The organism is Candidatus Dependentiae bacterium (assembly GCA_013821315.1).
Classification (GTDB): Bacteria; Babelota; Babeliae; order Babelales; family Babelaceae; genus JACDHA01.
The window spans coordinates 1-12,210 of the sequence record JACDHA010000032.1; the positions used below are offsets into that span (position 1 = coordinate 1).

Here is a 12,210-nt window from a genome sequence, read left to right on the forward strand (position 1 = left end):
TGTGCACAAGAGCGGCTATTTTTTTTGCAGCTACAATAAGGCCTGTGGGTAAAACGCGAATATATTTAAGTTGTCCATTAACTATAATAGCCAGTCGTATGCTTGTAAGGCCGATATCAATGAGCGCTACAATATCTTTAAGATGTGCGTAATGCGGTATAGAAGTATAGAGGCCATACAGTTCAAACATATCAACTGAAAGTTTATCTACACGCATATCTGCTTGTTCAAAAATAGATAAAAATTGGGCTATATGCTCTTGTTTTACGCCTGCAACAAGTAAATCTGTGCGATTATGAGCCGTATCTTGATAGGTTGCAATGCTATCAATAACTGCTTGATCAAGCGCAAAAGGCAGGAGCGATTCAACTTCAAAAGGTACTACCATTTTAATTTTCTTGAGCCCCGTGAAAGGTATTGAAAGCTCTTTAAATACCACTGAAGCACTCGGAAAAGCAACATGCAAAGTATTATAAGCTCCTAAACGACTTTTTAATGCTTTTAATGCATCACTAATACGTTCTTCTTGAGGTAGAGTGTTATTAGAGCTAATAGGCTCTTCAAGGCACTGCTCAACGGTGCGTTTAGATCCATGTGCTCGTACAATGGTAGCATATACCGCAGTTCTACCTATATCGATACCGACTATACGTTGTGAAAAAATATAATAAGAGTCGATACGTTCGGGAATAAAAATAGTTTTTATCATGCAGCTACTCCTGCTGTTGGTAGAGCTGGGTCCGGTTTTACAAGGTCAAGTAAACTCTTCTTTTCAGGAGTTTTATAAGCAAGTACAGGAACAATCTTTTTTTGACTTTCATCGATATACCGTTGCTGCGTACTACTAAACTTGTCTATTTTACTTGCTTCTTTATCTTGATGATCTCTAAAAATAAATCTATGTAATGGATCACGACGCTCATAGGGTTTACGCATTTCATAAAGGAGCTCTTTTGCATCGTTAATCTTATGCTGAGTAAATGAACGTGCAACTTCTGGTTCATGAGGTCTGATAATTTCAGGTGAAATCAGTATAAGTAAACTAGTACGTGATATAGTTTTTGTTTTTTGCTTAAAAAGCCAACCAATAAGTGGTATGTCACCAAGCAAGGGTACTTTAGTTTCATTTTCTAATACTTGATCTTGTATAAATCCACCTAAAGCAAGTACTTCTTTATCAGCTACTAAAGCTTCAGTGCTTATACGCCTTATAAGTCTGTTACCGTTTGTAACATCGGTGCTCGTAAACTGTTCTAAAGATACATAGATATCAAGTGTTATCATATCGTCATAACTAATTTGTGGCGTAATAGATACAGTTAAATTAGCAGCAATATCAACTTGACCGTCACCAGAAGCGTTACCACTCACAACCGTTGAGCCAAGTACGCGACGCGTTTGACCAACGGATACTTCAGCTTTGTATTTATGATTGGTTATCAAAAATGGATTAGCTATAACACTTACTCGTGTAAATGCTTCAAGTGCTTTAATAATACCCCAAACACCAAACATATCTTGGCCCAGTGTTATGAGCGTACTACCAGTAGCTGCTCCTTGGGCAAGTTGAATCAAATTACCAAGAAGTCGTTGTGCTCCATTAACCACTTGGTTGGTTCCTGTAACAGCAATAGGATTTTGTACAATGGGCCCGGTTACCGGTCCTGATGTTTGAAAGTTTACGTTGCGTCCGAGAACAGCATCAGCGCCACCACTGCCGTCGCAACAGTCAACTTTACTGCGCAGTTGCGTACCAAGCTGTTTATCATTGGTCAGATCAACGTTTAAAATAAGTACTTTAAGGGCAACTTGCGGTTGCTCGACATCTATTTTTTCAAGAATTTCACTTAATTTGAGATATTCTTCATAGTCTGCATTAATAACTAATCTGTTGCCGCTTGGTTCAGAAGTTATCTTAACACTATTTCTAAAGAATTTATTACCATCACGTACGCCGCCATATTGAGCTGCAGCTTGGTTATCAGGAGCTCCATTAAATCCTTGAATAACTTTAGTTAAAATATCAGCAATTGAATCTGATTGTATGTACTTAAGCTGATAAATATGCAGCGGCGCAAAAGGTACCGTTGCTTCTTTATCTATTTCTTTAACAATAAATTCTTCCAACCGTTTAACGTTGTCACGTGTGCCAAGTACAATAAGTGAGTTGGTGCGTGGTTCAGCAAATACTCGTGTAGCGGGTGTAAAATACTGAGTTGTAGGCGTACGGCGTGCAGCGCCATAAAAGGGATTAAATGGTTGTTGCGGTGCATTGCCTGCTTTACCTATAAGCTCATTGTATAAGTTGGCAACTTTTACGGAGTCGGTTCTGCGGAGTTTAATAATTTCGAGCGTTTCAGGCATAGTTACTTTATCAAGCTCTTGGAGAATTTGAGTAAGCGACTTAATGTTAGATGATTTGTCAGTAATTATTATTGCTCTTAACGTAGGAAAAGTAATAGTAGGTCCGGATGAGCTGCTTTTAAGCGTGTCAATAACACTACGTATTGTTTCTAAATCAGCATTTTCAACAAAATAGACGTAGCGTATTTTGGAGTCGTCATTAGGTAAATAGTCAGGATCTACACCAATAAAAGTAGGCAGTGGTTCTCGATTTGCTGACGGTCCGCCAGGTGTAGCAGAAGTACTTGCTACAACTCTATAGGTACGTTTTTCTGATGTTGGTATTAAAGCAAAGCCAGACATATCTAGAAAGGTTTGTGCAAGTTCCCATAACTGTTTTCTTGTTAAGGGGAATTTAGACTCAAAAGATATTTTAGTTCCTTCAACAACAAAATTGTTTGGTGCTGGATCTAAATTGTCAGGCAAAATAATAGTAATTTTTAACGCATTTTCTAAAAATTTTAAAAAATCCTTGAGTTGCCTATTTTCAAAATTAGGTATAAAAGTTTCAGTATCATCAAGTCCTATCCAAGGCTCTAAATAGCTGCCAAGGTAGGTACTGTTGAGCATGTTTTTATTGGCTCTGGTGGTAGCTGATTGCTTAAGCTTTTTTTGTGGACGTTTAGATATATCAGCCATTGATTTTCGGCGAAGGGTACGCGCTTGAGGTGTAGCCATTTGGGCTGATAATGTCCCAAAAGGAGTAGCAGTAGTCTCTGTTTGAGCAGGTGCACTGTCTTGAGAGTCTTCTGTATCTAAGTCAGTTTGAGGCGCCTCTGCTGCTTTTATTTGAGCAGGTGAGAGCAAAGCTGAAGCAGGAAGCTCATCAGTGACTTTTTGAGCAGGAACTTGGCGTAACATTTTAACGTCAGATTCTTGTGCTGTTGGAGCAGCGATGTCTTGTGATTGTACAGTGTTACCCCACAAAGCTAAAGTTACCAGGCTGATTAAGGGTAAAAGTTTTTTTCTCATGTTTTACACACTTTTAGTTGTATTAGTGAGGTATCTGTTTTAACAGTGAGTTTTTGCTACCAAATTGAGCCATAGCCATTTTGTCCTGTTGTTTATACGTAGTAATAACAGGTGTTAAACGGCTTTTATCGTATGCTAATTGCTCCGTTTTGGGTTGCTCGGGTTCTTGCACTTTTTGTACTGGTGCTGGTTGTTCTTGCGTAGGCATAATAGTCGGTTGACTAAGCGATTGTAATATATAGTCAACGGTAACCATTCTTTCATATCGTAATAATTCTACTTTAATTTTAGCACCTAATTGTAATGATGCTAGGTTATTATAAATTTCTTTTCTTAACGTTGTTGTTGTAGGTGCTTTATTGTTTATTTTGGTTATAATATCGCCCGGCATAAATCCTAAAGCAAAGCCCAACGAGGTAGGAGCCATTTTGCCAATACGGCATCCAATAGAAATGTTCTTTTTAGTTGCTGTTGTTACATCAAGCATATCTATAAAATAGGCAAGATTTTGAACCCGTTCTACAAATGCTTGAGGGTCAATATAGTAACTAGTATCAGTCCGTTTTTGCACAACTTGTGACCAGGTAGGATCTTTAAGCTCTTTTATTTCCGCTTCAGCATCAGACGCTTTTCTAAACAACATTTCTTGTTGCCCATTTGAACGTATTAACGCTACTTTGTTTTCGAAAATACGAAGTATAGAGGCATCAAAAATTTTATCGCCCATTTTGTAAAGAGTCGATTTGTTAGTGTTGTTGTTTACAATACTTACCCGTGAATTAAGTTCGTTACTTGAATAATCTATACCTGTTATAGTTAATGGCAACGGCGGTAAAAACTGAATAGGTGGCGCTTGCTGTGGTATAAGTGGCTTAGGTGCTGGTGGTTGTGGTAGTACAGGCAATCTTTCTACAGGTTCTTCTTGCACTACGGTAGGTCTAAAAGTACCAAAAAGATCATTTTCGTAAATAATAGAGCTATCTTTTGGTTTAAGTTCATTTTGTTTTACTGCTTGAGTACGCAATGGCCCTTTTAAAGGCGTGAGAGGGGGTCTGCGTGTGATATAGTTTATAGAAAAAACTATATACATCAGAACACCAAGCACTATAACGGCTAAAGTGCTATTTAAAATCCATACCGGGCTCTTCATCTAGTTTCCTTACCAGTGACCACTGTTTGCAAATCAAAATGCATGAGATTATACTCTCTTCTTAATCTCATTTTGTCAAGATCGAGAATAGAAGCTAGAAAGTAGATACTAAAATTGTACTATGAGTATAAAAGAAATCAATCTTAACGTGTCTTTGTATAAAAATTTTCAAATTTTAATTATTGTTGACTTTATATTATAAAATTAACTATTATTAACTATATAATTAATTTCAAACAAATAAAATACAATAATTCTAAGGAGAAACATATGAAAAAGTTTTTACTAACATTACTTTTAGCTGTTCCAGGCTTATATGCTATGCAACAAGGACAAGCCTTTACTCAAGCAGATGTTGATAGATGTCTCAATGAGCTACCTTATGGTCAACGTAAAAATTTGATTGGCAAGATAAATCCAAATACTCTAGATCAGTTTAGCACACAATTACCAAGGCCTCATTACGAGAGCTTTAGAGCATGTTTAACAAGACAGTCACGACGACCAATGCTGGGCACTGAGGGGCGTGGAGCTCTAACTGCTTCTGATGCTACTACAACGTCTAATGTAGCACCTATGGGTACAAATGTTTCTAATACTAATCCTAGCGGTGGTACAAAGCCATACATTAATATTCCTAATGTAAGACCTTATAATCCAACACCAGAAGTTCCAATGCAACAACCAGTGCAACAAGATAAACCAGGTTTAATTTCTGCAGAAGATTTTATAGCAGTTTATAAAGATGCTAGTCCTAATGAAGTATTAGGAACAACTGCGGATAGTTCTCCTGAACAAATAAGAAAAGCATATAGAGATTTAGTGATAAAGTTTCATCCTGATAACAATGAACAAGCACAAGCAGGTGAAGCATTTAAAATTGTAGAGAAAGCTTATACGAGCTTAAATCCAAAGCAGTAAGTACTTATTTTACGCAAAAATGACCTACATATGTAGGTCATTTTTTTGCTTACTTTTTTGAATATCCATTAAAATAGCAGTAGAAAAAGCGATTCTTTCTAGTTCCTGTTTCATGTTGTTTTTAAGCTCAAGCCACGCATCACGGTGTAGTAGGTTGCTCGTAGTATTTAACCGCTGTAGTAATGCTTTATAATGGTGTTTAAAAGGCACTAAAACGGTTGTTATGATAGCTAGTGGATTGTAATTTGCATAAGTATATAAATCTTTTATATGTTCTTTGTCTTGTGCAGTAGGAGCAGCTACCAATTGTTGAACTAAATAATGAGGCAAGGCTGTTTGTTGTATGGTATATCTATAGGTAGCTTGTGCATCATCATAGATTTCTTGATCTGTACGATTATTCCATAAATATAAAGCATAACTTTCGCTGCATGATGTAGCTAATAAAAAAAAAGCCCCTGCAGCAACATATAAGCTCATATAAGAGCCTAGTAAGTAAAGGGGAGAGGCTTCTGTTTGTTGGTATGTTATACGTCCTGCTCTGCTACGGTATTTTTCATCGCGTGGATAGGCTGCTTTATACATAATTGAAAGTCCGGTGCCTAGAGCTAAACTACTTATGATAGAGCTTTTGGTGCTTAATAAAGCTCCAGATGGCTTTGATTTCAAACGGAATGAGACGCCTAGTAAAGGTGTTGCAGCAAACGTAAAAAACAATGTTACATAAAACAGCTTTTTTATCATTTTATTACTTTAGGAGAGTTTCTAGTCTTTGGATAATTCTTGTTGATTTTGCGTAATTTTAGAAAAAAAAGCAATAAACTTATCTAAAGAATTATGCCATTGAGGAAGATGTACGAAATTGTTCTACTACTTTATGTACTAAGTAAGCACTTGTTTTTATAAAGTGTTATCAAACTTTAAAAAATCAATAGATAAAACAAGCTTGCTTAGCTCAGACTCCATGTTTTTTTTAAGTAGGTACCACTCATTTTGGCTAAAGGTAGAAATGCCTTTTTTTTCTCGTTCTACTAAGGCATTATAATGGTCATCAAGAATAGTATAGTACAACTCTAAAGTAGTTAATGCATTACAATAGCTCTGTGTATAGTCTGTTTTTATTTGTTGTTTTTGCGCTAATGTTGATGCTTCTAGAAGATGTTGAACTAAATAGTGGAGACTAGTTGCTTGTTTTGTAATGTGATTATAGCTACCTTGCGCATCATCATAGACTTCCTGATTAGTACGCTGTATCCAGTTAAATAACATTAAGGACTTTTGCAAGAAAACTATGCTGCCTGCCATAATGCATGTATTGAGATAAATAGATTTTAAACTAGTCTTTTGTGGAGGTGTTTTTGTTATATAGTATATACGGTCAGTTTTTCTATCACGATGTTTTTCGTTACTAGTGCTCAAGGCTTTATAAAAAAATAGAAATTCAGCAGCTATTATTAAGGTGCTTAAAGCGCAACCTGTTTTGGGTAAAAAAATAGCTGCTGGTTTTGGTCGTAAAACAAAAGATCTACCTAATAGAGGTATCGTAGTAATGGTAAATGATACTATTAAACAGAGTATTTTCTGCATGATTTCTTAGGGCTTCCTGTTTATTTAATTTATGCTAAAGAAGCAATTGCTAAAATAAGCTTATCTAATTCTTGGTGCATGTTTTTCTGAAGGTTAGTTCCGATAAGGAGGTTGTTCGAGTTCTTCTCATTGTTTAATTGCGTACTTAGTGCTGTATAATGATCTTTAAGAACAAGATGATGATGCTCTAAATAATTTAATAAATTAAGATTATTATCAAAAGAGGTAATTTCTATTATTGTTCTTTGTTCTTGTAGAGTACGAGCACGGAATATGTGAGCCAAATCAGGATCAGTTATTGTTTTTTCTAAAACCCAGTTATAAGTAGCTCGAGCGTCATCATACACCTCTTTATTGGTGCGCTTATTCCATCTATACAATGCATACTTTCTTTGTAGAGCCTCATTGCTCATACTTACTATCTTTACTAGGCTAATAGAATTTATAAGAGTATACATGTAATCGGTTTGAGTGTTTTCTCTTTTTACATATTCTACAGATCCATCTTGAAAGCGACATTTTAGATGTCCTGGTTTAATAACATTATAAATACCTGCAGCGCCACCAACCAGTCCAACGCTTAATAACACGTAATCTTCTATGGCAAAAGACACATTAGCAGGTTTTCTTTTTAAACTAAAGGGAGTGCTGCACAAAGGGATTGTAGCAAGACTAACTGTTAAAGCTAGACATACATATTTCTTTATCATAAGTTATTCTTTCTGTTATTTTTGGTTACTTTAATTTATTTAATTTCAGATAAAAAGGCTATAGAGGTAATAATCTTATCGAGCTCTTTTTGCATATCTTCTTTAAGCTCAGTCCACTGAGCATTATTTGTTAACGTAGTATCTTGATCTAAACGTTCTAGGACTGCTTCGTAATGATTTTCAAAAAGCGAATGATAGCTTTGTAGAATAGTAAGTGGATTATAGTTAGCACTTAGATACATATTTTTTATTTTAGCTTGTTCTTCTACTGTAGGTGCGGTGTTTAACTGTTTAATTAGGGAATAGGCTAAGGCTGACCAGTCTTTTATATAAGTATACGTCCCATGAGCATCATCGTAGATTTCTTTATTGGTGCGATTGTTCCATTGGTGTAAAGTATGTTTTTCGTAGGTAGCCCATGCTAGTATAGATGCTGCTATTGCGCTTGGGTAAAAATTAAGTATAAAAGAACCTACAATAAAATCGCTAGGCAAGTCTTCCCAGTATGCTATTTGTCCGCTTGGATAGCGGTGTTTTGTAGTACCCGGGTATGTGCACTTATACAACAACAAAATCTCAGCTGCTATGAGTAAAGCGCTTATCGTATAGCCTCTTTTATTAAATATAGTATGGGTAGGTTTGTGCTGCAATCTAAATGAAACGGCTCCCAGCTCAGTTGTTGCAAGAGCTAAAGAGAGTATTAAACACAGTATTTTTTTAATCATGATTTATTCTTTTTGTTTTAATTTATTGAGCTTAAGACAAGAATGCTATAGACGTAATGATCTTATCGAGCTCTTGTTGCATGTTTTTTTTTAGTTCAATCCACTGAGCATTATTTGTTAACGTAGTATCTTGATCTAAACGCTCTAGGACTGCTTCGTAATGATTTTCAAAGAGCGAATGATAGCTTTGTAGAATAGTAAGTGGATTATAGTTAGCACTTAGATACGTACTTATTATTTTAGCTTGTTCTTCTACTGTGGGTGCAGTGTTTAACTGTTTAACTAGGGAATGAGCTAAGGCTGACCAGTCTTTTATAGAGGTATAAGTAATATAAGCATCATCGTAGATTTCTTTATTGGTACGATTATTCCATTTGTAGAGAGTGCATTGTTTATAAGCAGACAATACTAGCATACCTGCCGCTATCATGCTTGGATAAAAATTAAGTCCCCAAGGAATTAAAAAAAATTCATTAGGGTCTTTTTTTTTGTATACTATTTTTCCGTTTGCATTGCGGTGTTTGATATTACACGAGTTTTCGCATTTATAAAATAAAAAAAACTCAGATGCTATGAGTAAGGCGCTTATTGTGTAGCCTCTTTTATTTAATATAGTATTGGTAGGCTTATGCTGTAATTTAAATGAAGTTCCTACTAACGGTGTTGTTGCAAAAGCTAAAGACAGGGTGAAACAGAGTATTTTTTTAATCATTAATATCCTAAATAAATATAGTTATTTTATTATTAAGAATAAATAATATTGCCAATAAGTTCAACAGGCTCGCATGGCCATTTGAAAATATAACTAAAAATTGATACAATAAATAGTATAAATTTTTAAAATCATAAAGGAACATATGAACTATTTTATTTTTATATTTTTAACTTTTACTGCGTTAAGTAGTTATGGCATGGATAATTTATTGTATTATGTAGGATATACTTCAACTGCAACGCATAACCTTTATGTAGCTGCTAGTAATGATGATGTTAGCGCAGCTCAAGATGCATTAAAAGCTGGAGCTCGAGTTAATGCAAGAGATGAAGATTATGAAACTCCTTTACATGTGGCAGCAACTAATGGTCATCACTGTATGGTAAGTGTACTGTTATTATCAGATGCTTTTATTGATGCTCAAAATAAAGACGGTGATACTCCGTTACATTTAGCGGCACGGTTAGGATATACATTGTTAGCAGAATCTTTGATAGTTGCAGGTGCGAATGTTTATATTAAAAATAAAGCAGACAAAACAGTAGTAGATATTGATTCAAATTTAAAACGAAGAGCAACAGGTTTAACCTTAAAGCAAGAAGATAATGCTAAGAAAAAGATTGCAGAACGTGAAGCTTTAACAAGATTATTTGCACGTAGTCCATTAATTGTTCCTGATGTAGCACCTTTTATTGCTCAATATGTTGTAGAGGATCCATGTTACAAATTTAATCAATAAATCACTCAAACAGATTTTCTAAATAAAAAGAGCCTGCAACTGTAGGCTCTTTTTATGTATCTTTTTTTGCTAGGTAAGTGATAAAATAAATAAAAGATAAGAGATTGTTCTAATTTTTGGTAGAAAAAGGATTTATTATGAAGATTAAAAGCGTGCTTATTTTTATTTTTGTACCGCTCATTATGCAACTTGCAACATTTCTTTTTACTGTTCCTGTAGATGAAATTCAGGATATGAGGCAAAAAGTAAGTACTATTTTTGATGCAGCAAAAGAACCTGCGATGCTGAATCTTGAGATAAAGCATTTGAAAAAAGATCTACCGGTAAAAACTATGCAACAAGAAGCTGAAGAAGTAGCGCAAGAAGGCTCTCCTCAGCAAGAAAAAATAAAAGAGTTAGAAGAGCGGTATAATAAAACATACACTAAGTTCATGTCCTATTTTGATAATGTAGTTACTTTCAAGAGATCTACTACAGAAAATTTAGCAAGAAATTTCCGTATACTTGCTATTGTAGGTACTTTGCTTCTTGTTTTAGTAAGTCTTTTACTGCCTTATTCAAGTACAAGAAGAGCTTTGCTGGCTTCTTCGTTGGTTGTTCTTTTTTCTGCTGTACCGCTTGTTATAGCTTATATTATTGCACTTATAATTTTGTGGATAACACGAAAAATATATTTAGACCCAATACATACTAGTTAATTTACTTGTGTGTTTTATCAGGTTGAATAGGTCCTTCAGTAAGGCCGCGAATAAATTGATAAATATAGGGATTATCTGATTGCCATATGGTGCTTGCTTCACCAAAGTAGCGTATTTGTCCTTCATGCAGTAGAGCAATATAATCAACATATTTAAATATTTCAACGTCATGGGAGATAACAATAGAAGTTACTCCCAGACGTTTTTGCATATCAAACATAAGTTCATGTACAACACGAGAAGTTATAGGATCCAAGCCCGTTGTAGGTTCATCGTATAAAATAACCGAAGGGTTAGAAATAAGCGTGCGTGCAAGGCCTACACGTTTTCTCATGCCGCCTGAAAGCTCTGAAGGGTATTTGTATAAAATATCATGTTGCAAGTTTACTAGGTCTAATTTCTCTTGGATAATAGGCAACACATCTGATTGTTTAGCGCCATGCTCAAGCAGCGTTAATCCTACATTTTCAAGTACATTAAGAGAATCAAGAAGTGCAGCAAACTGAAAAACGTAGCCACACTTTTTAAATACGGGCTCCATCTCTTTTTGAGTAAGTTGTGTTATATCAACACCTTCAATAATTACTTGACCAGAGGTTGGTTTTATAAGTCCTACCATTTGCTTGAGTAGCACTGATTTGCCTTCACCAGAGCGTCCGATAATACAGGTAATTTTGCCCGTTGGAATAGTTAAATTTATACCGTTAGTTACCCAACGAGCACCAAAGTTTTTTTTAAGATCAACAAGTTGTATCATTTAGGCACCCACTTTAAACAAGAAAGCGCTTAAAAAGTAGTTAGCAAGCAATATTAATAATGAGGCTATTACTACACTCTGAGTAGTTGAGTGGCCTACGCCTTGAGCGCCACCTGTAGTTGAAAGGCCCATATAGCAGCCAGTCCACGATAATATAAGGCCAAACACTGCAGACTTTATAAGGCCGCCGACTATATCTGATATATTAACATGTTGCTGAATGCTGGAAAGATAGATTTCTGGATTAAGCTCAAGCACATAGATGCTATAAATATAACCACCTATAATGCCAAAGAGCATCGAAAATAACGTTAAAAAAGGCAAAATAAGTGTGCCAGCAACTACGCGTGGTACTATTAAATACTGATAAGGATCGATACATAACGTGCGTAAAGCATCAACTTGTTCGGTGATTTGCATAGTGCCAAGCTCAGCCGTCATTGCTGAACCTGCACGCCCTATAACAAGTAGCCCCGTAAGCAAAGGACCAAGCTCACGCGACATACCTAAAGCTACTACAACACCAATAAACTCTTCGCCACCAAAGCGACTTAGACCAATGTAAGTTTGTAGTGCTAATCCAAAACCAGTAAAAAACCCAGTAATAAAAATAATAGTAAAAGACTCGACACCAATGCGCTGCATCTGCGCTATTACTTGGCGAACTTTAAGCCGCGTAGTAACCAGCGTAGAAAGCGTTGAAAACAAAAAGAGCGCAAAGGTGCCAACTATACTACACGTTCTTATAACCCAAGAACCGATACCATCAACAATATGAAGCATGTATGCTCTTACGCTTGAGCTTCTGTGGATGCTGTGTATCCTTGAGTTTC

At 35.7% G+C, this 12,210-nt stretch carries 13 protein-coding genes; 3 read left to right on the forward strand and 10 right to left on the reverse strand.

Annotation, left to right across the window (positions count from 1 at the left end):
* The 3 genes from pilM to H0X48_06235 all read right to left on the reverse strand — a co-directional run.
* Positions 1 to 709 (reverse strand): pilus assembly protein PilM (gene pilM / locus H0X48_06225; GenBank protein MBA3954889.1); only part of this gene is annotated, 709 nt, incomplete at its 3' end.
* The gene (locus tag H0X48_06230) at positions 706 to 3,375 is read right to left on the reverse strand and encodes a hypothetical protein (protein MBA3954890.1); all 2,670 of its coding nucleotides are present in this window, start codon (positions 3,373 to 3,375) and stop codon (positions 706 to 708) included. The genes H0X48_06230 and pilM, both read right to left, overlap by 4 nt.
* Before the next feature lie 22 nt (positions 3,376 to 3,397).
* Positions 3,398 to 4,525, reverse strand: coding sequence for a hypothetical protein (locus H0X48_06235; protein ID MBA3954891.1), 1,128 nt, complete (start codon positions 4,523 to 4,525; stop codon positions 3,398 to 3,400).
* A 270-nt stretch (positions 4,526 to 4,795) separates the two neighbouring features.
* On the opposite strand from H0X48_06235, the gene H0X48_06240 reads away from it, so the two are divergent.
* Positions 4,796 to 5,446 (forward strand): J domain-containing protein, encoded by a 651-nt coding sequence (locus H0X48_06240; GenBank protein MBA3954892.1) that lies wholly within the window; start codon positions 4,796 to 4,798, stop codon positions 5,444 to 5,446.
* A 24-nt stretch (positions 5,447 to 5,470) separates the two neighbouring features.
* Here the strand turns inward: H0X48_06240 and H0X48_06245 are convergent, their stop codons facing one another.
* From H0X48_06245 to H0X48_06265, 5 genes are all read right to left on the reverse strand, one after another.
* Entirely contained in the window at positions 5,471 to 6,190 is a 720-nt protein-coding gene (locus H0X48_06245) for a hypothetical protein (GenBank protein ID MBA3954893.1), read from the reverse strand.
* 156 nt (positions 6,191 to 6,346) lie between these two features.
* Positions 6,347 to 7,033 (reverse strand): hypothetical protein, encoded by a 687-nt coding sequence (locus H0X48_06250; GenBank protein ID MBA3954894.1) that lies wholly within the window; start codon positions 7,031 to 7,033, stop codon positions 6,347 to 6,349.
* Positions 7,034 to 7,062: 29 nt separating this feature from the next.
* Positions 7,063 to 7,743 carry a hypothetical protein gene (locus H0X48_06255; GenBank protein ID MBA3954895.1) on the reverse strand — a complete coding sequence of 227 codons (681 nt, stop codon included), beginning with the start codon at positions 7,741 to 7,743 and terminating at the stop codon, positions 7,063 to 7,065.
* 35 nt (positions 7,744 to 7,778) lie between these two features.
* On the reverse strand, positions 7,779 to 8,468 hold the full coding sequence (locus H0X48_06260; protein ID MBA3954896.1) for a hypothetical protein: 690 nt from the start codon (positions 8,466 to 8,468) through the stop codon (positions 7,779 to 7,781).
* 31 nt (positions 8,469 to 8,499) lie between these two features.
* On the reverse strand, positions 8,500 to 9,180 hold the full coding sequence (locus H0X48_06265; GenBank protein MBA3954897.1) for a hypothetical protein: 681 nt from the start codon (positions 9,178 to 9,180) through the stop codon (positions 8,500 to 8,502).
* A gap of 145 nt (positions 9,181 to 9,325) precedes the next feature.
* Between H0X48_06265 and H0X48_06270 the strand changes: the two genes are divergently transcribed.
* Positions 9,326 to 9,922, forward strand: a complete 597-nt coding sequence (locus tag H0X48_06270) for an ankyrin repeat domain-containing protein (protein MBA3954898.1) — start codon at positions 9,326 to 9,328, stop codon at positions 9,920 to 9,922.
* A gap of 137 nt (positions 9,923 to 10,059) precedes the next feature.
* Complete coding sequence (locus tag H0X48_06275; protein ID MBA3954899.1) at positions 10,060 to 10,620, forward strand: hypothetical protein; 561 nt, start codon at positions 10,060 to 10,062, stop codon at positions 10,618 to 10,620.
* A gap of 1 nt (position 10,621) precedes the next feature.
* On the opposite strand, the gene H0X48_06280 is transcribed toward H0X48_06275, so the two are convergent.
* The gene (locus tag H0X48_06280) at positions 10,622 to 11,377 is read right to left on the reverse strand and encodes an ATP-binding cassette domain-containing protein (GenBank protein MBA3954900.1); all 756 of its coding nucleotides are present in this window, start codon (positions 11,375 to 11,377) and stop codon (positions 10,622 to 10,624) included.
* Positions 11,378 to 12,160, reverse strand: a complete 783-nt coding sequence (locus tag H0X48_06285) for an ABC transporter permease (protein ID MBA3954901.1) — start codon at positions 12,158 to 12,160, stop codon at positions 11,378 to 11,380.
* Positions 12,161 to 12,210 lie beyond the last annotated feature (50 nt).